This is a genomic window from Caulobacter mirabilis, assembly GCF_002749615.1.
Lineage (GTDB): Bacteria > Pseudomonadota > Alphaproteobacteria > Caulobacterales > Caulobacteraceae > Caulobacter > Caulobacter mirabilis.
Window position 1 is genome coordinate 1,357,844 of sequence record NZ_CP024201.1, and the last position, 19,872, is coordinate 1,377,715.

Consider the following 19,872-nt stretch of genomic DNA (forward strand, 5'->3'; position numbering starts at 1 on the left):
TGGCTCTGGAAAATAGGACCAGTTATGAGATGCTGGCCCTCATGACCCTGCGCGCGCTCCGTTCCGCTTCCCTCGTCCGCCACCTCGGCGCCTGGCGTCTGCCCGGCGGCGGGCCCGGCTGGCGACAGCTGGCCGACCGCCTGCGGCTGCTGGTGCTGGACGGCCGCCTGCCGCTGGGCGCGACCCTGCCGGGCGAGCGCGAGCTGGCCCAGGCGCTGGAGGTCGGCCGCAACATGGTCGCCGCCGCCTACGCCGCCCTGCGCGAGGACGGCTTCCTGGTCAGCCGGCCGGGGGCTGGCGTCCGCGTGACCCTGCCGGAGGGCGCCGCCGGGCGGGGCGGGGACCCGCTGTTGGGCTCGAACTCAGACGGGCTCATCGACATGACCGCCGCCGTCCTGCCGGCGGGGGCCGAGGTCCACGCCGCCTACGCCCGGGCGCTGGCGCGGTTGCCGGAGGCGCTGCCCGGGCACGGCTACGAGCCGATCGGGACGTCGGCCCTGCGCCAGGTGCTGGCCGAGCACTACAGCCGACGCGGCCTGCCGACGACGCCGGACCAGATCCTGGTCACCCACGGGGCGCAGAACGCCTTCGCCCTGATGCTGCGCTGGCGGACCCGGCCCGGCGACCGGGTCGTCGTCGACCATCCGACCTATCCGCACGCGCTGGATGCGGTGATCGACGCCCACTGCCGGCCGGTCGGCGTGCCGCTGACCGGGGAAGGCTGGGCCGTCGCTGAGCTGGTCGACGCCATCCGTCGCAGCGAGGCGCGGCTGGCCTATCTGGTCCTCGACCACCACAACCCGTTCGGGGTCTTCATGCCCCCGGCGGAGCGGGAGCGGCTGATCGCGGCCACCCGGCGCAGCGGCTGCCTGCTGGCCTTCGACGAGACCCTGGTCGACCTGTGGCTGGACGCGCGGCCGGACGTAGGGACGCCGCAGCCGGACGGGCCGCACGTCGTGCGCCTGGGCTCGACCTCCAAGACCTTCTGGGGCGGCCTGCGGGTCGGCTGGATCCGCGCCGACGCCCGGATCATCGCCGCCGTCGCCCAGGCGCGGGCTTCCCTGGATCTGGGCGTGGCGGTGCTTGAGCAGCTGGCCACGGCCGAGCTGATCGCCGACGGCGAGGCGGCGCTGGACGACCGCCGGGCCATGCTCCGGGCCCGCCGCGACCGCCTGCTGGCCCTGGTCGCCGAACACCTGCCCGACTGGCGCGTCCGGCGGCCGTCGGCGGGGCTGTCGCTGTGGGCGGAGCTCCCGTCGCCGGCCAGTTCGCGTCTCGCCGCCGCCGCCGAGCGTCACGGCCTGCGGCTGGCCGCCGGACCCCGGTTCGGCGTCGACGGGACCCTGGAGCGGTTCATCCGCCTGCCGTTCACCCTGCCCGAGACCCGCCAGGAGGAGGCGGTCCGCGTCCTGGTCGCCGCCTGGGCCGAGGCGAAAGGGGCTCCGAAGCGTGTTCCGAGCACCGAAAAACGCCTCGGAGAGCCGATTTTCTAGGAGGTTCCCTTTCCTCGTTTTTCAAATGAAATCAATAGATATGGTCGGATTGTCCGCCTACGGAATTAATCCGAACCCGGATAATCCTCTTGCGGCATGGGAATCACTCGTGAAGGCTGTGTCGTGACGCACAGTCGACCATGAGGGACTCAGAACGAACCACCCTGAAGGCCGCCGCGTCTCTGTTGGCTCACGGCTATGGAGATGCCGCCATGAACGTATCGAAGATGGACCACGCCATGCTGTCCTTTGGCTTGATGGGCGGGTTGCTGGTTCCCCGCCCCACGCCGCCCAAGGGCCGGGGCCTGTTCGGGTTCCTCAGGGTGCTCAACCCTTTCCGCAAGCGCTGACCGGCGACGGCGTTGCCGCCCCCGCCGCCCTGGGCTAGGCCTAGGCGGCGAGGGCGGCATGCACGACGATCAGGACGAGCGGGAAAGACGGCGGCGGATCAATGAGGCCGCCACGGGCGTGTATTTCGTGCCGGGCTATCGCGGGCACTGGGTCGGGGCGGCGCTGTTCTGCGCCACCCTGGTCGCGGCGGCTATGGCCTGGAGCGGCTGGCCGATGGCGATGTCCGTCGCCCGCGGCGAGGCGCCGGACGGGAGGACGGCCACGACCTTCCTGATCCTGTACGGCGCGATGATCGTCCTGCCGGCCGCCGGCTGGGCCCTGTGGGGCTACGGCCGCCGCTGGACGGCGCTGGCGGTGGTCGGGCTGTTCGCCGCCTGCGTGGGTTGGCTGGCCCCGGCGGTGGGGGTGTAGGGGGCCCCCGGGTCCTCCCCCCTGGGGGAGGTGGCTCGCCGAAGGCGAGACGGAGGGGGTGTGGTGCGGTCGGGCTGGGCCTGCTGCGTTTCAGGACCCCCTCAGTCGTCGCTGCGGGCCGACGGCTCCCCCAGGGGGGAGCACCCTCCGCCGCGCCTACCCCGCCAGCGCTTCCCGCTTCTCTTCCAGGTGCAGCCATTCCTCCTCGGCGGCGGCCAGGTCGGCGCGGGCCTTGTCGGCGGCCTTCATGATGCGGTCGAAGCGGGGGCGGTCCTTGGCGTAGAGGTCCGGGTCGGTCAGTTCGGCGTCCAGCTTGGCGATCTCGCCGGGCAGCTTGTGGACCAGGGCGTCGAGCTCCTCCAGCCGGCGCTGGTCCTTGTAGCTCAGCTTGACGGCCTTCTTCGGCTCGGCCTTGGCGGCGGCGGGCGCGGCCTTGACCGCCGCCGTCTCCGGGGCGTCGAAGAAGCCGGGGTTCTGCTCCAGGAAGTCCTTCCAGCCGCCGGGCGTCTCGACGACGTTCCCGCGGCCGTCCATGGCGATGGTCGAAGAGGCCAGGCGGTCGATGAAGTCGCGGTCGTGGCTGACCAGGATCAGCGTCCCGTCGAAGTCGGCCAGCAGGTCCTCCAGCAGGTCCAGCGTCTCCATGTCCAGGTCGTTGGTCGGTTCGTCCAGCACCAGCAGGTTGGCCGGCTTGGCCAGGGCCCGGGCCAGCAGCAGGCGGTTGCGCTCCCCGCCCGACAGGCTGGACACCGGCTGGCGCAGCTGCTTGTCCTGGAACAGGAACTCCTTGGCGTAGCCGGCGACGTGCTTGGGGACGCCGCGGACCATGACCTGGTCGCCGCCGCCGTCGGTCAGCACGTCCCAGAGGGTGTCGCCCTCCTTCAGCTCGGCGCGCGCCTGGTCGATGTAGGCGATCTGCAGGCCGGTCCCCAGCTTCACCTCGCCGGCGTCGGCGGGCAGCTCGCCGAGCAGCAGCTTGACCAGGGTGGTCTTGCCCGCGCCGTTGGGGCCGACCACGGCGACCCGGTCGCCGCGCTGGATGCGGGTCGAGAAGCCCTTGACGATGACCCGCTCGCCGAAGGCCTTGGAGAGGCCCTTGGCCTCGGCCACCCGCTTGCCGGAGGTGTCGCCCGAGGCCAGGCCCATGCTCAGCTGGCCGCGGGCCTCCTTCAGCACCGTCGCCTTCTGCTGGCGCATGGCGATCAGGCGGCGGCGGCGGCCTTCGTTGCGGGCGCGGCGGCCGGTGACGCCGCGGGCCATCCAGTGCTGCTCGCGCTCGATGGCCTTGTTCAGGCGGCGGAACTCGTCGGCCTCGGCCTCCAGGATGGCCTCGGACCATTCGTCGAAGGCGGCGAAGCCCTTGTCCAGGCGGCGGACCTTGCGGCCCTCCAGCCAGTAGCAGCGGCGGGTGACCCGCTCCAGGAAGGCGCGGTCGTGGCTGACGATCAGGGCCGCGCCGCGCATCTGGGCGATCTTCTCCTCCAGGGTCTGGATGGCGAAGATGTCCAGGTGGTTGGTCGGCTCGTCCAGCAGCAGCACGTCCGGCTGCTCGGCGAAGGCGCGGGCCAGGGCGGCGCGGCGGATCTCGCCGCCGCTGAGGCCTTTGGTCGACTTGGCGGGGTCGAGGTCGAAGGCCATCAGCGCGGCCTCGGCCTCGTAGTGCGGGGCGCCGCCGGCCTCGACATGCTCCAGCAGGGTCGCGCCCTCGATCAGCGGCTCCTGGTGGACGAAGACCACCTTGGCGCCGGGCGTGGCGAAGCGGTCTCCGGCGTCGGCCTCGATCTGGCCGGTCAGGATGCGCATCAGCGTCGACTTGCCGGCCCCGTTCCGCCCGACCAGCGAGGCCTTCACCCCCGGCTCGATCGCCAGGTCCACGCCGTCGAACAGCATGGTCGCTCCGTCGGCGAGGCGAACGTCCTTGAGGGCGAGAATAGGGGCGGCCATGGGCTGAGGAACGCTGTCGCTGTCGGGGGAAGCTGAAGAGGTGGGCGTCTATCCCCCGTTTTTGAAGCCGGGGGAAGGGCGGAGACCCAGGATCCTCCCCTGGGGAGGCGGCTCGCCGTCAGGCGGGACGGAGGGGGCCATGGGCGTTCGGCTCGGCAGAGCCCCCTCAGTCGCCGCTTCGCGTCGACAGCTCCCCCAGGGGGGAGCATCCTGGCGGTGCGACATCGGGGGAAATGGATGGACGCCAAGCCACGTACACGCGCCCGGGCGAAAGCCTTGCGGCAGGACATGAGCCTGCCTGAGGTGCTTCTTTGGCGGGAACTGCGAGGAGATCGCCTGGAGGGCCTACGTTTTCGCAGGCAGCATCCGTTCGGTCTCTATGTGCTGGACTTCTACTGCGACCCGGTCCGGCTGGCTGTCGAGGTCGATGGCGCGATGCATTATGTCGAGGACCGGCCGGAACGGGACGCCGCTCGCGACGCCTTTCTGGTTCAGGCGGGGATCAGAACGCTCCGGTTGCCGGCCAGGGTGGTCCTGAAGGACATGGCGACGGCGTTAGACACCATCCTGGCCGTTGTCCGGGAACACTCAGCAGGATGCTCCCCCCTGGGGGAGCTGTCGCCGCTACGCGGCGACTGAGGGGGCCAGGGGCGTTCGTCTCCGCGCCGCCCTTCCGGTCGGTCTCCGGTTGACATAACGTCGGTCTCTCTTCGCCGGCGACCGTCCGGCGTCATGCGAGGGCCCTGAGATGAGGCCGTCCGACGCCATCGCCCATGTGCGGCACCTGGCCTTCCTGGGACTGCCGTCCGAGGTGGTCATTCCCAGGATGCTGGAGGCGCTCCACGCCCTGATCGGATCGCGGATCAACGGCTTCATCTGGAGCGACGCCCGGGGCCTGCCGACCAACATCTATTCGCCGGTCATCTACATGGCCGCCCGCGAGGTGATGGTGGGCGGCTATCACCTGATGCAGCGGCCCGGCGAACTGGCGATCGAGGATCTGATCAACGGCCCGCGGGTCATCGACAACATCGCGCCCTGGCGGGACAGCGGCCGGCTCGAACGGACGGTGCTCTACAACGAGGTCTTCGTGCCGAGCGAGGCCGAGCAGATGCTGGACCTGGTGCTGCGGGACCGGGACGGGCCCAAGGGCATCGTCTTCCTGACCCGCGGCGCGCGGGAAAAGTCCTTCGGCCTGAAGGACCGCCGCATCCTTCTCGGTCTGGCGCCGGCCTTCCTGCGGGCGTTGCGGGTCGGCGCCCCGACGTCCGCGGATCCGGACGCGGACGAGCCCGCGGAGGCGCGGTTCCTGGAGGACGGCGGATCCGAAAGCATGATCGTCTGCGACCTGGCCGGCGAGGTGCTGGAGATGTCGGCCGACGCCCATGTCATGCTCGACTGCGCCAATCACGGGCTGATCGCGCCGGGACAGGCCAGCACCGACCTGCCCGGTCTGCCGGCGGCGGTGAAGCGAGCGCTCGCCGCCGGGACGCTGACGAACACGCCGGTGACCGTACGCTCGATCTGGGGCCATTTCCGCTTCCGGGCCTTCCCCACGGCGATGGCGTCGGGCGGCGGGCTGGTCGTGCTGATCCGCCAGCTGGAGACCCTGTCGCTGCGCGTGATCGACCGGCTGCGCGACACGCCGCTGTCGCCCCGCCAACGGGAAGTGGCGCTGCTGGTCGCCACGGGCCACGGCCCCGACGCGGTGGCGGCCCGGCTCGGCGTCAGCCGGTCGACCTGCCGCGACCATCTCGAGAACGTCCACGCCCGCCTGGGCGTCGGCAGCCGGGCCGAGCTGGTCGCGGCCCTGGTCGGCTGAAGACCCTTAGCTTTCAAATTCTCCGACGATCGCCGGGGGATTTCCGCCGCCTGTTTTGGGTATGGGGACGGCCCGAAAAACACCGTTCCACAAGACAGGGCCTTCCCATGCGTCTCACGCAACGACGTCTCGCATCCACCTTCCTGGCCGCCGGCGTCGCCGGCCTGGCCGGTCTCGCCGGCTTGGCGCCCCAGACGGCGCGGGCCGGCGAGGTCTGCGACCTGGTCGGCGTTGGCGACGGCGGCGCCGTCGCGCCGGGCCTGGGAAGCCTGGCCTGCGGGCCGGCGGCTTCGGCGACCGGCGACGCCGCGCTCGCGGTCGGGCAGAACGCGTCGGCGGGCGGGTTCCGGGCCGTCGCGATCGGCAACAACAGCGAGGCCGACGTCACCGACGGCACGGCCGTGGGCCAGAACGCCCAGGCGGGCGGCGCCTTCACGACGGCGGTCGGGGCCAGGAGCTCGGCCCAGGGCGCCGGCGCGTCCGCCTTCGGCGTCACCGCCGACGCCGTCGGCGAACTGTCCACCGCGATCGGCGCCGCCAGCCTGGCGTCCGGTCTGCATGCCTCCGCCTTCGGCTACAACAGCCTCGCCAGCGGCGAGGAGGCGACGGCCGGCGGCATGAACAGCACCGCCTCGGGCTTGCGCTCCACCGCCTTCGGCGCCGAGAGCGTCGCGTCCGGCGTGCAGTCGACGGCCTTCGGCCATGGCGCCGAGGCGAGCAACAATGTGACCCTGGCCGTCGGCGGCGGGGCCAAGGCCACGGCCGAGTTCAGCAGCGCCATCGGCATCAGCAGCCGCGCGGAGGGCTACGCCGCGGTCGCCGTGGGCCAGAGCGCCCGGGCGATGGGCGTGTATGCGACGTCGAGCGGGACGGCGAGCCGGGCCGAGGCGGACGGATCGACCGCCGTCGGCGGGATGGCCGGCGTGTCGGCGCTCCGCGGCGTCGCTGTCGGCTATCTCGCCCAGGCCGAGGCCGAGAACAGCGTTGCGCTGGGGGCCAACTCGTTCGCCGACCAGGCCAACACCGTCTCGGTGGGAACGGTCGGCGGCGAGCGCCGGATCGTCAATGTCGCCGACGGAACCGGCCAGACCGACGCGGTCAATCTGCGTCAGCTTCAGCAGGCCGGCGCCACGGCCGTCGCGACCGCCAACGCCTACACCGACACGCAGGTCACGGCCGGGGTCGCCGCCGCGAACGGCTATACCGACACTCGGGTCACGGCGGGGGTGACGAGCGCCAACGCCTATACCGACACCCGGACGGCGGCGACCCTGACGGCGGCCAACGCCTACACCGACAACCGGATCGCCAACCTCGCTCTGGCCTTCGACGCGGACGTCGCCCGGCTGAACGGCCGCATCGACGGCCTGGACGGCGACCTGCGCCGGATGGGGGCGATGAGCGCCGCCTTCGCCGCCATGGCCGGCAACACCGCGGGCCAGGGGACCGGCGCCCGGAACCGCCTGGTCATCGGCGTCGGCGGGTTCGAGGACGAAAGCGCCGTCTCGGTCGGCTACGCCCGGACGATCAGCCCGAGCATGGCCCTGAACGTCGGCGTCTCGACCGCCGGCCGTGGCGGGACCATGGGCGGCGCCAGTTTCGGCTTCGCCTGGTGAGCGCTAGCTCGCCGTCGCCGCGCAGGCCAGGAGCCAGTCGCGGAAGGCGGCGATCTTGGGCGAGCGGCGGCGGTCGCGGGGGTAGGCCAGCCAGTGGCCGCCGTTGAGCGCGAAGGTCGCCTCGAAGGGGCGGGCCAGTCGGCCGGCGGCGATCTCGGCGGCGAACAGGATCGGCGAGCCCAGGGCGACGCCCTGGCCGGCCAGGGCCGAGGCCACCTCGATCATCTGGGCGTCGCCGGTCAGGCGAGGCGCGAGGGCCGTCCGCTCCGGCGCGGCGACTCCGGCCGCCCGAAACCAGGCCGCCCACTCCTCCGGCAGGCCGATCAGCGGGGCGTCGATCAGGTCCTCCGGCCGGGCGAGCCCGCCCAGGCGCTCGCGGAGACCCGGCGTGCAGAGCGGCGTCAGCTCCGAGGGAAACAGGAAGTGGCTCTCCAGCCCCGGCCATTCGCCGCCGCCGGCGCGGATCGCCACGTCGAACGGCTCGCGGGTCAGGTCGACCATCCGGCCGTCGGTCTCCAGCCGCACGGCCAGCTTGGGGTTGGCCAGCTGGAATGAGCCAAGGCGCGGGGCCAGCCACTGGTTGGCGATGGTCTGCAGGGTGGTGATCGCGAGCACCCCCTCGCCGGTGTCGACCAGGTCGCTGAAAGCGGTCCGCAGGACGGTGATCGCCTCGGTCGCCGCCCGGGACAGCCGCTCGCCGGCCGGGGTCAGGACGATCTCGCGCGGCAGGCGCTGAAACAGCGGCTGGTCCAGCCGCTTCTCCAGCGCCTTCACCTGCCAGCTGACCGCGGCCTGAGTCACGCCCAGCTCTTCCGCGGCGCGGGTGAAGCTCTTCAGGCGGGCGGCCGCCTCGAACAGGCGGATGGCGCTGAGCGGTATGGTCGCGAGGATGTCTGACATAAGGATTGCTTATGCGTACAGCAGGAGGACCCGTTTGTCATCACACGGTTCGACGAGCAGGATGAGCCTTGTCTTCAAAAGGTTTTCCCAAGGAAGAAGGTCATGGAAGAGCTTCATCGTCTGCATAAGGACGTTCCGTTCGGCTGGTTCGCCATGCTGCAGGGCGCCGTCGCCGCCTATCGTCGCCGGTCGGCGACGCGCCGGACGCGCGCCGGCTGTGGTCCGGCGCGCCTCGACCCGGCGCGATAGGCTCGGGGGTCAGCCTTCGTAGGGCCAGTCGCCCTTGTCCTCGTTGAGGTCCCAGGCGGCGTGGTCCAGGGCGTCCTCGGGGTCGTCCAGGGTGTTCTCGTTGATCGTCTCGCCGCGGATCGAGACCCCCGCCTTGTGGACGCTCTCCGGGTCGCCGGTGATCAGCGGATGCCAGGCGGGCAGGGACTTGCCCTCATGCAGCCGGCGATAGGCGCAGCTGGGCGGCATCCACAGCAGGTCCTCGATGTTGCCGGGCGTCAGCTTGATGCAGTCGGGGACGTACTGCTTCCGGTTCGGATAGTCGGTGCAGCGGCAGGAGGCGCTGTCGAACAGCTTGCAATGCACCCGGGTGGGGATCACCTCGCCAGTGTCTTCGTCCTCGAAGCGAACCAGGCAGCAAAGGCCGCAGCCGTCGCATAGGCTTTCCCACTCGGCGGGGGACATCTCGGAAAGGGTTTTGGTTTCCCAGAAGGGTTTGCACGGCATGACCCTTGCGTCCTAAACCCGTCGAGGCCCTAACCCAAGCTGCGTCTGGATCGTTTTGAGCGACAATTGGTCCCTTCCGCCGTACCGTTTCGAACCGGAACAGGAGCCGGCGCCGGAGGCTGCGCCGAATCCGGACAGCGAGCCGAAGGCCGAATTCGCCCGCGGGACCGGCCGCAAGCCGCCCAAGCCGCCGAAGCCGCCCAAGCCTCCGCGCGAGCCGGGCGGCGGTTTCCGCTGGACCTCGCTGTTCAGCTGGGCCGGGTCGCCGAAGCTGCGCTGGGTCTGGCTGAGCCTGCTGATCCTGATCCTGGCCGGGATGGTCGCGGTCATGGCCGGCCTGGTCTACATCGACCGAAAATATCTCACGGATCTGCCCGCCCTGCCGGCCCGCGACGCCCTGTTCGCGGTCAACCGGGCCCCCGGCATCCGATTCGAGGACCGGGAGGGCAAGCAGATCGCCGTCCGCGGCCCGCGCTACGGCGAGCGGGTGACCCTCGACCAGCTGCCGCGCTACGTGCCCGAGGCCTTCCTGGCCGCCGAGGACAAGCGGTTCTTCCAGCACGGGGCGCTCGACTTCCAGGGCATCGCCCGCGCCGCCTGGGTCAACTGGCGCGCCGGCCGGGTGGTGCAGGGCGGCTCGACCATCACCCAGCAGCTGGCCAAGGGCCTGTTCCTGACGCCGGACCAGACCGCCAAGCGCAAGCTGCAGGAGGCGGTCATGGCCCGCCAGCTGCACAAGGTGCTGACCAAGCAGGAGATTCTGGAGCTCTACCTCAATCGGATCTTCTTCGGGGCCAACACCTACGGCATCGACGGCGCCGCGCGGGCCTATTTCGGCAAGCCCGCCGGCCAGATGTCGCTGTCGGAGGCGGCCTTGCTGGCCTCGCTGCCCAAGGCGCCGTCGCGCCTGGCCCTGACCAAGAACATGGCCGGCGCCCTGGAGCGGCAGCGGTTGATCCTCGGCAACATGCTGGAGGAGCGCTGGATCACCCGGGCCGAGTATGAGGCCGCCCTGGCCGACACCCCGGTCCTGGCCCCCGGCGCGACCCAGGACGAGGGCGACCTCGGCTATATTCTCGACTACGCCACCGCCGAGGCGGTGAAGATCGCCGGGCCCAACAGCCCCGACCTGGTCGTGCGCCTGACCATCGACAGCCGGCTGCAGGCGACAGGGGCCAAGATCGTGCGCGAGACCCTGCGCGGCGACGGCGCCCGGGCGGGGGCCAAACAGGCGGCGCTGCTGGCCATGACGCCCGACGGCGCCATCCGGGCCATGGTCGGCGGGACCGACTTCGACGAGACCGCCTTCAACCGCGCCGTCCAGGCCAAGCGCCAGCCCGGCTCGACCTTCAAGCCCTTCGTCTACGCCGCGGCGCTGGAGCGGGGCGTGCTGCCCAGCGACACCCGCGTCGACGGCCCGATCAAGATCGGCGACTGGGCCCCGGCCAACTACGGCGGCGGCTACGCGGGCACGGTGTCCGTCGAGACGGCCCTGGCCAAGTCGATCAACACCGTCGCGGTCAAGCTGGGCCAGGAGGTCGGCGGCCAGGGCATCGGCGAGCTGTCCCGTCGCTTCGGCCTGACCAGCATCCCGCCCAATCCCGACCTGTCGGTGACGCTGGGCGCCTACGAGGTGACCCTGCTCGACCTGGTCAGCGCCTTCCAGGTGTTCCAGCTCGGCGGCCAGCGCCAGCAGGCCTACATCATCGAGGGCATCGTGGGGCAGGACGGCCAGCCGATCTACCAGCACGCGGCCAAGGCGCCGTCGCCGGTCTACGACGTCGCCAACGCCTCGATGATGGTCAAGATGATGAAGGCCGTGCTCCTGCGCGGCACCGGCACGCGAGCGGACTTCGGCCGGCCGGCGGCGGGCAAGACCGGCACCAGCCAGAACTGGCGCGACGCCTGGTTCGTCGGCTTCACCCCGGACTATGTGGCCGGGGTCTGGGTCGGCAACGACGACGACAAGCCGATGAACAAGGTCGCCGGCGGCGGCCTGCCGTCGACGATCTGGCGGCAGTTCATGATCGCGGCCCACAAGGACCTGCCGGCGCGGGACTTCGACTGGCTGCTGCCCGATCCGGTTCCCGAGACCGAGGAGGATCCGCGCAATCCGTTCTACCAGGACCTGGCCGGCGACTTCGCCCGCACGGTCCGCGAGCTGGAGGACGAGACCGCCGAGCCCTACACGCCGGAAGAGCCCGACGAGCCCGGCCGCCCGGTCCAGCCGCCGCAGGTTCCGCAGATCCCGTACTAGGGACGGGGACACGCACCGCTTCGCGGAGCATGTCCCCAGCGTCGGCCAGGGACATGTACGCGCAGCGTACGTGTCCCCTGGCTTCGCTACACGGCCACCATCACGAACGCCCCCACGGCCGAGCGGCGGCGGGCGCCGGTGAGGAGGCTTTCGGCCCAGAAGGCGACCTCGACGGTCATCGAGCGGTTCCCCGTGTGGGTCACTCTGGGGACCAGCTCGACCAGGTCGCCGACGGCCACCGGGGCGACGAAGTCGACCTTCTGCGAGGCCGCCATGACCACCACCTTGCGGCTGTGGCGGGTGGCGGCGACGAAGGCCGCCTTGCCCATCATGGCCAGGGCCTCGCCGCCGAACAGGGTGCCGTAGTGGTTGGTCCGGTCGGGGAAGACCATCTCGACCATCCGCAGCGCTCCGCCTTCATCCTCCGGCGCTTCGGCCAGGGGCGGCAGTTCGCGACCCGGATCGTCCGGGTCGCGCAGGGCCGTCATGTGGAAGATCCCCCGGGTGCAGAGCCGCCGCTCGCCGGTCAGCGGCGCCTCGGCCGTCAGGGTCGCCTCCACGCTCAGCGAGCGGCGGCCCACGCGGATCACCCGGGCCTCCGCCTCGACCAGCTCGCCCTGGCGGGCCGGGGCGGCGAAGTCGATCCGCTCGCAGGAGGCCGTCACGAACGCCGCCCGCCCGTGCCGGGAGGCGGCGATGAAGGCCACCTTGTCCAGATGCGACAGGGCGGTCCCGCCGAACAGGGTCCCGTGGTGGTTGACGTCGGTCGGGAAGACGATGTCGACCAGCCGGGTCGCGGGGCCGCCGTTCATGCCAGGGCTCCGGAGAGGGCGCGGGCGCGTCGGGCGGCTTCGACCATGTTGGCCACGGCGGCCTGCGTCTCGGGCCATTTCCGGGTCTTCAGGCCGCAGTCCGGATTGACCCACAGCTGCTCGCCGGCCAGCCGCTCGGACGCCGCCGCCAGCAGGGCGGTCATCTCCTCCACCGCCGGCACGCGGGGGGAGTGGATGTCGTAGACCCCCGGTCCGATCTGGGCCGGATAGGCGTAGCCGACGAAGGCGTCGAGCAGCTCCATCCGGGAGCGGGCCGTCTCGATCGAGATCACGTCGGCGTCCATCGCCCCGATGGCGGCGATGATGTCGTTGAACTCCGAGTAGCACATGTGGGTGTGGATCTGGGTGTGGTCGGCGGCGCCGGCGGCGGCCAGGCGGAAGCTCTCCACCGCCCAGGCCAGGTAGGCGTCCCAGTCGCCGCGGCGCAGGGGCAGGCCCTCGCGCAGGGCGGCCTCGTCGATCTGGATCACCTGGGCGCCGGCCGCCTCCAGGTCGAGGACCTCGTCGCGGATGGCCAGGGCGATCTGGCGGCAGGCCTGTTCCCGGGGGAGGTCGTCGCGGACGAAGGACCAGTTCAGGATCGTCACCGGCCCGGTCAGCATCCCCTTCATCGGCCGCGCGGTCAGGCCCTGGGCGTAGCGCCACCAGGCCACCGTCATCGGCGCCGGGCGGGAGACGTCCCCGTACAGGATCGGCGGCCGCACGCAGCGCGAGCCGTAGGACTGGACCCAGCCATGCTTGGTGAAGGCGAAGCCGGACAGCTGCTCGCCGAAGTACTGGACCATGTCGTTGCGCTCGAACTCGCCATGGACCAGCACGTCCAGCCCGGCCTCTTCCTGCCAGGCGACGGCGCGGGCGGTCTCGGCGCGCAGGAAGCCCTCGTAGTCAGCGTCCGACAACTCGCCCCTGCCGTGAGCCGAGCGGGCTTTCCGCACGGCCTCGGTCTGGGGGAACGAGCCGATCGTCGTGGTCGGCAGCGGCGGCAGGCCCAGGCGCCGGTCCTGCAGCGGTCGGCGGCGATCATAGGCCGACGCGCGGGAGGCCATGGCCGGGGTCGCGGCGGCCAGACGGGCGGCCACGGCGGCGTCGTGGATGCGCGGCGAGGTCCGGCGGGCCTGGGCGGCGACGCGGCTGGCCTCCAGCTCGGCGGCGACGGCGTCGCGGCCCTGGTTCAGGGCCTTGGCCAGCACGGCCAGCTCCGCGATCTTCTGGATCCCGAAGGCCAGCCACTGGCGGATCTCCGGGTCGACGCCGGTCTCCAGGTCCAGGTCGATCGGCGCGTGCAGCAGCGAGCAGGACGGGGCCAGCACGATCCGCGCCGCGCCGCGCCGGGCGACCACGGGCTCCAGCCGATCGAGCAGGGCCGGCAGGTCGGCGCGCCAGACGTTGCGGCCGTCGATCACGCCCAGCGACAGGACCAGGCTCTCACGGGCCAGCGGCAGGATCCGGTCCAGATCCTCCGGCGCCCGGACCAGGTCCAGATGCAGGCCGTCGACCGGCAGGTTGACCGCTGTCGACAGGTTGTCGCCGTAGCCGCCGAAATAGCCGGTCAGCATCAACCGCAGGCCGGGGACCGAATGAGTGAGGACGCCGTAGGCCCGGCGCAGCTCGCCGCGCTCGAACGGCGTCAGGTCGAGGGCCAGGCAGGGTTCGTCGATCTGCACCCAGTCGGCGCCGGCGGCGGCCAGCCGCTGCAGGACCTCGACATAGACCGGCAGCAGGCCGCCCAGCAGCGACAGGGCCGAGAAACCCTCGTCCTGGGCCTTGGCCAGCTTCAGGAAGGTGATCGGCCCGAGCAGCACCGGCCGGGTGGGGACGCCCAGGGCCCTGGCCTCGAGGAACTCGTCGACCGGCTTGGTCGAGGCCAGGGCGAAGGTCTGGCCGGGCGACAGCTGAGGCGCCAGGTAGTGGTAGTTGGTGTCGAACCACTTGGTCATTTCCAGCGCCGGCAGGCCGCCGCCCGCGCCGTGGTCGTGGCCGCAGCCCGGGCCGCAGGCGTCCGCCGGCTCCGCGCCTTGCCGCCCTCGGGCCAGGGCGAAGTAGGTCGCCGTGTCGACCGGTCCGCCGCTCCAGCCGTAGCCGGCCGGGATCGCCCCGACCATCGCGGCGGTGTCCAGGACGTGGTCGTAGAGCGAGAAGTCGTTGCTCGGAACATGGTCCACGCCCAGCCCGGCCTGGCGGGCCCAGGCGGCGGCGCGCAGCCCGCGGGCGGTCTCCAGGAGGGTCTGGGCGTCGGTCTTGCCGGCCCAATGGGCCTCCAGCGCGAACTTCAGCTCGCGGCGGGGGCCGATGCGGGGAAAGCCCAGGGTGGCGACGGTGACGGTCATCTTCGAAGTGCCTCTGCCGGTGTTGTGGCGGAGGCTGATCGGGACGCGCGCGGACCGGCGCGCAGGGACGGTCACGGCCCGGTCGCGCCTTGCATGCGGCCAGACCGGGCACCCCGCCGGAGGACGTTATCTGTCGAGGCAGGTCTCCTGGCTCACGGGTCATAGCCGCCGCCCTGGCCTTCCCGACGCGCTGCCGAACCAGCTCGGCGCATCAGTGACACTCAACGGGCGGAAGCTCGCCGCTCACAGTTGCGGGGGCAGCGCCGGACTTGGGATTTCACCCCCGCACCGGCTTCCCTCTTAGCTCCGGACGCGCGAACGCCCGCAGACCACGACGACCCTAGAAGAGGCCGGAACAACGGCTGCGTCAAGAGGGATATAAAGATATCTTTATATGATTTTTGGGGGCTGTTGGGATGCTCCCCTCTGGGGGAGCTGTCGGCGCGAAGCGACGACTGAGGGGGGTTATGGACGTTCGGAAGACCCCCTCCGTCTCGGCTTCGCCGAGCCGCCTCCCCCAGGGGGGAGGATCCTGGTTTGCGAGGACAGATCACCACCCATCCGCCGAACCTTCCGGAAATTTTCCTGCCTTTCCAATGGCTTCCGACTTTCTCGCACCCGTTTCGCCTGGGCGCCCGCTGGTCCCGTACCTTTGTGGCATGACCCGAAAACCAGACAGCGAGGCCCGTCAGGTCCTGGACCATCTCTGCGAAGAGGTTCCCAGCCTGCTGGCCGACGACGCGGCGGTGATGAAGTCGCTGCCGAGGCCCGACAGCGACATCACGCTCGAACGCCGGCTGCGCCTGCGCGGCGTCTATGCCCGCACGCTGCTGTCGGCGCGGCGGGTGATCGATCACCTGGAGAAGCCGCGCAAGACGGGCCCTGCGCCCGACCACGCCGAGGAAGAGGTTGAGGACCACATGAATGACGCTGACGCCGGAGATCGCGAGGCGCTTCTCGAACGGAAGTTGGTGGCGCTTCGGAAAAGACTCGATCGACGCGCTCAATGGCTTGTCGAACGAAAGTCTGCGGACAGCAGCCCCGGATGCGGAGCGCCCGGCGATGCTGGATCACTGGCAGAGCCGGGCCAATCGCGCCCAGCTCCCGCCGGACGACCCCTGGAACACCTGGCTGGCCCTGGGCGGGCGGGGATCGGGGAAGACCTGGCTCGGCGCCGGCTGGCTGGTTGAGCAGGCGGCGCGGTTCGACGGCGGCCGGCTGGCCCTGGTCGGTCCCAGCCTGCACGACGTGCGCGAGGTGATGATCGAAGGGCCGTCCGGCCTGCGGGCGCAGTCCCCCGAGGGGTTTCGGCCCCGCTACGAGAAGACCCGCCGCCGGGTGGTCTGGGACAACGGCGCCCAGGCCCAGGTGTTCTCCGCCGAGGATGTCGACAGCCTGCGCGGGCCGCAGTTCTGCGCCGCCTGGGCCGACGAGTTCTGCGCCTGGCCGCGTCCGAGCGAAACCCTGGCCATGCTGCGCTTCGGCCTGCGGCTGGGGACGGCGCCGCGGCTGGTGGTGACCACCACGCCCAAGCCGATCCGGGCCCTGCGCACGCTGCGGGCCGAGGCCGGGGTCGCGACCTCGGTGCTGCCGACGGCGACCAACGCCCAGAACCTGGCGCCGGCCTTCCTGGAGACCCTGCGAGGGCTCTATGGCGGCACGCGACTGGCGGCGCAGGAGCTGGACGGCGTCATCGTCGACGGCGAGGGCGCGCTGTGGCGGGCCGAGGATCTGGCCCGTTGCCGCGGCGCGCGCCCCAGCGGGCTGGAGCGGGTGGTGGTGGCGGTCGACCCGCCGGCGAGCGCGGGCGGCGACGCCTGTGGCATCGTCGCGGCGGGCCGGATCGGCGACCGCGGCTTCGTCCTGGCCGACCGCACCGTGCGCGGCCGTTCGCCGAGCGGCTGGGCGGTCGCGGCGGTCTCGGCGGCGCGCGACTTCGGGGCGGGCGCCATCGTGGCCGAGGCCAACCAGGGCGGCGACATGGTGCGCAGCGTCCTGGCCGAAGCCGGCGCGCCCTGCGAGGTGCGGCTGGTCCACGCCCGCTTCAGCAAGCGGGTGCGGGCCGAGCCGGTGGCGGCGCTCTACGAACAGGGCCGGGTGGTCCACTGCGGCGCCTTCCCGGCGCTGGAGGAGGAGCTGATGGCTCTGGGCTGTACGGACGGCGGCCCGAGCCCCGACCGCGCCGACGCCCTGGTCTGGGCCCTGACCGACCTGCTGCTGAGCCGGGTGAGCCGACGGCCGCGGGTGCGGGTGCTGTAGAGGGGGACATGTTCGCGCCGCAGGCGCGTACGTGTCCCTGAGACCTATCACCTGTCGTATCGGGGACACGTACCAGCTGCGCCGGAACATGTCCCCAGCTACCAGACGATCGGCGTGTCCTTGGCCTGGTCGTGCAGACGGCGGTCGGCGGTGATCAGGGGGCAGGCGAGCAGCTTGGCCTGGGCGACCAGGATGCGGTCCCAGGGATCGGGATGGTCGAAGGGCAGCCGGGCGGCGAGCCAGGCGGCTTCGGCCGTGATCTCCAATATCCGCAGGCCGAAGGTCGGGAGCGCGACCAGAAGGTCGTCCGGCATGGCCAGCAGCACGACTTGCTGGTCGGGCTGTCGGCCGGTTCTGCCCTGCGCCTGCTTGGCCCTGATCTGACGGCGCTTGTCGTCGATCTCGTAGATGCTGGCGGCGCTGACGTAGACGACGTCGGCCTCGGCGATCCAACGACGCGCGGTCTCGCTCAGACGCGGACTGTCCAGCTGCCACCAGAGCAGGACGTGCGTGTCCAGCAGGACGCTCACGACAGGAAGTCGTCGTCCGTGGGGATGAACTCGCCGTCGACCTCAAGGAACGGATCGAGGTCGGGGAGTTGTCCGAGATGCTTCCAGCCGCCGGGCTGGCGCAGGGTCTTCGCGGGCGGCGCCACCGGCGTCAGCGTCACCGCCGGCTTGCCGGCGCGGGACAGCACGATGGTTTCGCCGGCTTCGGCGCGAGCGACCAGCTCGGACAGCCGGCTCTTGGCCTGGGCGATGTTGATCTGGGTCGACATGGTCCGAGCATAGCAGATGAAACGAGTTGGACCAACTGCAGGCCTAGTTGGTCCAACGTTGCGGGAGCCCCTCTCATGCCCCTCTTCCCCCGTCTCCGCGGGCGCTTCCGCGCGCCCGAGGCCCCCGAGATCAAGGACTCCCGCGCCGCGGCCCTGGTCGCCCTGACCGCCGCCGGGCGGCCGGTGTGGACGCCGCGGGACTACGAGAGCCTGGCGCGGGAGGGGTTCGCCAAGAACCCCGTGGCCTATCGCTGCGTCCGGATGATCGCCGAGGCGGCGGCCTCCGCGCCGCTGGTCGTGTTCGAGGGCGGGCGGCGGGTCGACGACCATCCGCTGCGCCGCCTGCTCGACCGGCCCAACCCGGAACAGGCCGGGCCCGATCTGCTGGAGGCCTTCTTCGGGGCGCTGCAGGTCAGCGGCAACGGCTATCTGGAGGCTGTGGGCGAGGCGCCGGACGAGCTCTATGTCCTGCGGCCGGACCGTATGAAGGTGGTGCCTGGCCGCCAGGGCTGGCCCCAGGCCTGGGAGTATACGGTCGGCGGGCGCAGCGTGCGGATCGGACGCGAGGCCGACGGCTGGCTGCCGGTTCTGCAGCTGCGGCTGCTCAACCCGGCCGACGACTACTACGGCGCCAGCCCGCTGGAGGCGGCCGCCTTCGCCATCGACGTCCACAACGCCAGCGGGGCCTGGAACAAGGCGCTGCTCGACAACGCCGCCCGGCCGAGCGGGGCGTTGGTCTACTCCAACGCGGACGCCGGCGACCGGCTGTCGGAGGCCCAGTTCGAGACCCTGAAGGCCGAGCTGGCGGCCCGCACTGGCCCCGGCGCGGCGGGACGGCCGCTGCTGCTGGAGGGCGGGCTCGACTGGCGGCCGATGTCGCTGAGCCCCGCCGAGATGGACTTCATCGCCGGCAAGCACGCCGCGGCGCGCGAGATCGCCCTGGCCTTCGGCGTGCCGCCCCAGCTGCTGGGCATCCCCGGCGACAACACCTACGCCAACTACCGCGAGGCCAACGCGGCCTTCTGGCGGCAGACGGCGATCCCGCTGGCCGAGCGGCTGGCCCGGGCCCTGACCGGCTGGCTGGGCGTCCGGCATCCGAATGTCCGCATCGCCTGCGACCTGGACGCCGTCCCCGCCCTGTCAGCCGAGCGCGACGCCCTCTGGGCCCGGCTCGAGGCGGCGACCTTCCTGACCCCCGACGAGCGCCGCCGCCTGGCGGGGCTGGAGCACTGAGACATGCCCGCATCCCGAAACCCCGCGACTGGTTTCCGGTTCGACAAACAGGTCACCCTGGCCGTCATCGTCACCATCGCCGTCCAGGCGGGCGGCGGGCTGATGTGGGCCGGGCGGGCCTCGGCCCGGATCGACGAGCTGCAGCGCAAGATCGACCGCCAGGCCGACCTCAGCGAACGCCTGACCCGGCTGGAGGAGCAGGTCGCGGCCACCCGCGTCACTCTGGAGCGCCTCGAACGCCGCCTGGAGACGGGCGAGCTGTGAAGGATGCTCCCCCCTTGGGGGAGCTGTCGGCGCGAAGCGGCGACTGAGGGGGTTCGGAGCGGCAGAGATGCGCCTCCGACGCGGCAGACCCCCTCCGTCTCGCCTGCGGCGAGCCACCTCCCCCAGAGGGGAGGATCCGGATGGCGTGACCAGTTGTCAGGAGACCCTCATGACCTCGCAGACCGAGATCGCCGGCTACGCCTCGCTGTTCTGGACGCGGGACCTCAACGACGACGTGGCCGCCGCCGGCGCCTTCGCGGCCTCGCTGGCGCGGAGCGGCGCGGGCGGGGTGCGGATGCTGTGCCAGCACGAGACCGCCCGGCCGATCGGCGTCTGGGACGAGGCCGTCGAGGACGGCCGCGGCCTGTGGGTGCGAGGCCGGATCCTGGACGTCACGCCGGAGGGCCGCATGTGCGCGGCCCTGGTGCGGGCGGGGGCCATGGACGGCCTGTCGATCGGCTTCCGCACGCTGAAGGCCCGCCCCGACGAAACCGGCCGCCTGCGGGTGCTGACCGAGGTGGAGCTGTGGGAGGTGTCGGTGGTGACCTTCCCGATGCTGCCGGGCGCGCGGATCGGGAGGGTGGGCTGACCCGTCCGGGGACAGGCTCCGCGAAGCGGTGCGTGTCCCCTTCAGGATCAGGGGACACGC

Annotated in this window: 20 protein-coding genes and 1 riboswitch; of the genes, 13 read left to right on the forward strand and 7 right to left on the reverse strand. The window is 71.7% G+C overall.

What is annotated here, in order from left to right; genetic code table 11:
* Positions 1 to 29 precede the first annotated feature (29 nt).
* From yczR to CSW64_RS06665, 3 genes are all read left to right on the forward strand, one after another.
* Complete coding sequence (yczR, locus tag CSW64_RS06655) at positions 30 to 1,493, forward strand: MocR-like transcription factor YczR (protein WP_245863847.1); 1,464 nt, start codon at positions 30 to 32, stop codon at positions 1,491 to 1,493.
* 212 nt (positions 1,494 to 1,705) lie between these two features.
* Positions 1,706 to 1,843 (forward strand): hypothetical protein, encoded by a 138-nt coding sequence (locus CSW64_RS06660; protein ID WP_172448404.1) that lies wholly within the window; start codon positions 1,706 to 1,708, stop codon positions 1,841 to 1,843.
* Between the two features lie 58 nt (positions 1,844 to 1,901).
* Positions 1,902 to 2,255 carry a hypothetical protein gene (locus CSW64_RS06665; RefSeq protein WP_099621373.1) on the forward strand — a complete coding sequence of 118 codons (354 nt, stop codon included), beginning with the start codon at positions 1,902 to 1,904 and terminating at the stop codon, positions 2,253 to 2,255.
* A gap of 156 nt (positions 2,256 to 2,411) precedes the next feature.
* Here the strand turns inward: CSW64_RS06665 and CSW64_RS06670 are convergent, their stop codons facing one another.
* Positions 2,412 to 4,199 carry an ABC-F family ATP-binding cassette domain-containing protein gene (locus CSW64_RS06670; RefSeq protein WP_099621374.1) on the reverse strand — a complete coding sequence of 596 codons (1,788 nt, stop codon included), beginning with the start codon at positions 4,197 to 4,199 and terminating at the stop codon, positions 2,412 to 2,414.
* Between the two features lie 237 nt (positions 4,200 to 4,436).
* On the opposite strand from CSW64_RS06670, the gene CSW64_RS06675 reads away from it, so the two are divergent.
* The 3 genes from CSW64_RS06675 to CSW64_RS06685 all read left to right on the forward strand — a co-directional run bounded on the left by CSW64_RS06675 (position 4,437) and on the right by CSW64_RS06685 (position 7,637).
* The gene (locus tag CSW64_RS06675; protein WP_099621375.1) at positions 4,437 to 4,838 is read left to right on the forward strand and encodes an endonuclease domain-containing protein; all 402 of its coding nucleotides are present in this window, start codon (positions 4,437 to 4,439) and stop codon (positions 4,836 to 4,838) included.
* Between the two features lie 109 nt (positions 4,839 to 4,947).
* The gene (locus CSW64_RS06680; protein ID WP_099621376.1) at positions 4,948 to 6,021 is read left to right on the forward strand and encodes a helix-turn-helix domain-containing protein; all 1,074 of its coding nucleotides are present in this window, start codon (positions 4,948 to 4,950) and stop codon (positions 6,019 to 6,021) included.
* A 107-nt stretch (positions 6,022 to 6,128) separates the two neighbouring features.
* Positions 6,129 to 7,637: a YadA-like family protein gene (locus CSW64_RS06685; protein ID WP_099621377.1), complete on the forward strand. Its 1,509-nt coding sequence runs from the start codon at positions 6,129 to 6,131 to the stop codon at positions 7,635 to 7,637.
* 3 nt (positions 7,638 to 7,640) lie between these two features.
* Here CSW64_RS06685 and CSW64_RS06690 read toward each other — a convergent pair whose 3' ends face one another.
* On the reverse strand, positions 7,641 to 8,537 hold the full coding sequence (locus tag CSW64_RS06690; protein WP_099621378.1) for a LysR substrate-binding domain-containing protein: 897 nt from the start codon (positions 8,535 to 8,537) through the stop codon (positions 7,641 to 7,643).
* Positions 8,538 to 8,639: 102 nt separating this feature from the next.
* On the opposite strand from CSW64_RS06690, the gene CSW64_RS21955 reads away from it, so the two are divergent.
* A complete protein-coding gene (locus CSW64_RS21955) occupies positions 8,640 to 8,786 on the forward strand; it encodes a hypothetical protein (RefSeq protein ID WP_172448485.1) in 147 nt (48 codons plus the stop codon).
* Positions 8,787 to 8,795: 9 nt separating this feature from the next.
* On the opposite strand, the gene CSW64_RS06695 is transcribed toward CSW64_RS21955, so the two are convergent.
* Positions 8,796 to 9,272, reverse strand: a complete 477-nt coding sequence (locus tag CSW64_RS06695; protein WP_099621379.1) for a YcgN family cysteine cluster protein — start codon at positions 9,270 to 9,272, stop codon at positions 8,796 to 8,798.
* A 55-nt stretch (positions 9,273 to 9,327) separates the two neighbouring features.
* On the opposite strand from CSW64_RS06695, the gene pbpC reads away from it, so the two are divergent.
* Positions 9,328 to 11,529, forward strand: a complete 2,202-nt coding sequence (pbpC, locus tag CSW64_RS06700; RefSeq protein ID WP_245863848.1) for a multimodular transpeptidase-transglycosylase PbpC — start codon at positions 9,328 to 9,330, stop codon at positions 11,527 to 11,529.
* A gap of 86 nt (positions 11,530 to 11,615) precedes the next feature.
* On the opposite strand, the gene CSW64_RS06705 is transcribed toward pbpC, so the two are convergent.
* Both CSW64_RS06705 and metE read right to left on the reverse strand, forming a co-directional pair.
* Complete coding sequence (locus CSW64_RS06705) at positions 11,616 to 12,341, reverse strand: acyl-CoA thioesterase (protein WP_099621381.1); 726 nt, start codon at positions 12,339 to 12,341, stop codon at positions 11,616 to 11,618.
* The gene (gene metE, locus CSW64_RS06710) at positions 12,338 to 14,689 is read right to left on the reverse strand and encodes a 5-methyltetrahydropteroyltriglutamate--homocysteine S-methyltransferase (RefSeq protein WP_099621382.1); all 2,352 of its coding nucleotides are present in this window, start codon (positions 14,687 to 14,689) and stop codon (positions 12,338 to 12,340) included. The genes CSW64_RS06705 and metE overlap by 4 nt, the downstream gene beginning before the upstream one ends.
* 120 nt (positions 14,690 to 14,809) lie before the next feature.
* A riboswitch (cobalamin riboswitch) is annotated at positions 14,810 to 15,038 on the reverse strand.
* Between the two features lie 310 nt (positions 15,039 to 15,348).
* Here metE and CSW64_RS22305 point away from each other — a divergent pair.
* Both CSW64_RS22305 and CSW64_RS06715 read left to right on the forward strand, forming a co-directional pair.
* Positions 15,349 to 15,879 carry a hypothetical protein gene (locus CSW64_RS22305; RefSeq protein WP_245863849.1) on the forward strand — a complete coding sequence of 177 codons (531 nt, stop codon included), beginning with the start codon at positions 15,349 to 15,351 and terminating at the stop codon, positions 15,877 to 15,879.
* The gene (locus CSW64_RS06715; RefSeq protein ID WP_483862454.1) at positions 15,821 to 16,948 is read left to right on the forward strand and encodes a DNA-packaging protein; all 1,128 of its coding nucleotides are present in this window, start codon (positions 15,821 to 15,823) and stop codon (positions 16,946 to 16,948) included. Before CSW64_RS22305 ends, CSW64_RS06715 begins: the two co-directional genes overlap by 59 nt.
* A gap of 98 nt (positions 16,949 to 17,046) precedes the next feature.
* Here CSW64_RS06715 and CSW64_RS06720 read toward each other — a convergent pair whose 3' ends face one another.
* Both CSW64_RS06720 and CSW64_RS06725 read right to left on the reverse strand, forming a co-directional pair.
* Positions 17,047 to 17,478, reverse strand: coding sequence for a type II toxin-antitoxin system VapC family toxin (locus CSW64_RS06720; protein WP_099621384.1), 432 nt, complete (start codon positions 17,476 to 17,478; stop codon positions 17,047 to 17,049).
* On the reverse strand, positions 17,475 to 17,726 hold the full coding sequence (locus CSW64_RS06725; protein ID WP_099621385.1) for a type II toxin-antitoxin system Phd/YefM family antitoxin: 252 nt from the start codon (positions 17,724 to 17,726) through the stop codon (positions 17,475 to 17,477). Before CSW64_RS06725 ends, CSW64_RS06720 begins: the two co-directional genes overlap by 4 nt.
* A gap of 75 nt (positions 17,727 to 17,801) precedes the next feature.
* Between CSW64_RS06725 and CSW64_RS06730 the strand changes: the two genes are divergently transcribed.
* From CSW64_RS06730 to CSW64_RS06740, 3 genes are all read left to right on the forward strand, one after another.
* Entirely contained in the window at positions 17,802 to 18,959 is a 1,158-nt protein-coding gene (locus tag CSW64_RS06730) for a phage portal protein (RefSeq protein WP_099621386.1), read from the forward strand.
* Between the two features lie 3 nt (positions 18,960 to 18,962).
* Positions 18,963 to 19,223 (forward strand): hypothetical protein, encoded by a 261-nt coding sequence (locus CSW64_RS06735; protein WP_099621387.1) that lies wholly within the window; start codon positions 18,963 to 18,965, stop codon positions 19,221 to 19,223.
* Between the two features lie 169 nt (positions 19,224 to 19,392).
* The gene (locus CSW64_RS06740; protein WP_099621388.1) at positions 19,393 to 19,812 is read left to right on the forward strand and encodes an HK97 family phage prohead protease; all 420 of its coding nucleotides are present in this window, start codon (positions 19,393 to 19,395) and stop codon (positions 19,810 to 19,812) included.
* The last annotated feature ends 60 nt before the right edge of the window (positions 19,813 to 19,872 follow it).

Bases quoted from the DNA above. Each gene is read 5' to 3' on its own strand.
- CSW64_RS06730 (WP_099621386.1), top strand. From the start codon at position 17,802: ATGCCCCTCTTCCCCCGTCTCCGCGGGCGCTTCCGCGCGCCCGAGGCC.
- CSW64_RS06665 (WP_099621373.1), top strand. From the start codon at position 1,902: ATGCACGACGATCAGGACGAGCGGGAAAGACGGCGGCGGATCAATGAG.
- CSW64_RS06725 (WP_099621385.1), bottom strand. From the start codon at position 17,726: ATGTCGACCCAGATCAACATCGCCCAGGCCAAGAGCCGGCTGTCCGAG.
- CSW64_RS06660 (WP_172448404.1), top strand. From the start codon at position 1,706: ATGAACGTATCGAAGATGGACCACGCCATGCTGTCCTTTGGCTTGATG.
- CSW64_RS06670 (WP_099621374.1), bottom strand. From the start codon at position 4,199: ATGGCCGCCCCTATTCTCGCCCTCAAGGACGTTCGCCTCGCCGACGGA.
- CSW64_RS06740 (WP_099621388.1), top strand. From the start codon at position 19,393: ATGACCTCGCAGACCGAGATCGCCGGCTACGCCTCGCTGTTCTGGACG.
- yczR (WP_245863847.1), top strand. From the start codon at position 30: ATGCTGGCCCTCATGACCCTGCGCGCGCTCCGTTCCGCTTCCCTCGTC.
- CSW64_RS06685 (WP_099621377.1), top strand. From the start codon at position 6,129: ATGCGTCTCACGCAACGACGTCTCGCATCCACCTTCCTGGCCGCCGGC.
- CSW64_RS06690 (WP_099621378.1), bottom strand. From the start codon at position 8,537: ATGTCAGACATCCTCGCGACCATACCGCTCAGCGCCATCCGCCTGTTC.
- CSW64_RS21955 (WP_172448485.1), top strand. From the start codon at position 8,640: ATGGAAGAGCTTCATCGTCTGCATAAGGACGTTCCGTTCGGCTGGTTC.
- CSW64_RS06695 (WP_099621379.1), bottom strand. From the start codon at position 9,272: ATGCCGTGCAAACCCTTCTGGGAAACCAAAACCCTTTCCGAGATGTCC.
- CSW64_RS06735 (WP_099621387.1), top strand. From the start codon at position 18,963: ATGCCCGCATCCCGAAACCCCGCGACTGGTTTCCGGTTCGACAAACAG.
- CSW64_RS22305 (WP_245863849.1), top strand. From the start codon at position 15,349: ATGACCCGAAAACCAGACAGCGAGGCCCGTCAGGTCCTGGACCATCTC.
- CSW64_RS06705 (WP_099621381.1), bottom strand. From the start codon at position 12,341: ATGAACGGCGGCCCCGCGACCCGGCTGGTCGACATCGTCTTCCCGACC.
- CSW64_RS06680 (WP_099621376.1), top strand. From the start codon at position 4,948: ATGAGGCCGTCCGACGCCATCGCCCATGTGCGGCACCTGGCCTTCCTG.
- CSW64_RS06675 (WP_099621375.1), top strand. From the start codon at position 4,437: ATGGACGCCAAGCCACGTACACGCGCCCGGGCGAAAGCCTTGCGGCAG.
- metE (WP_099621382.1), bottom strand. From the start codon at position 14,689: ATGACCGTCACCGTCGCCACCCTGGGCTTTCCCCGCATCGGCCCCCGC.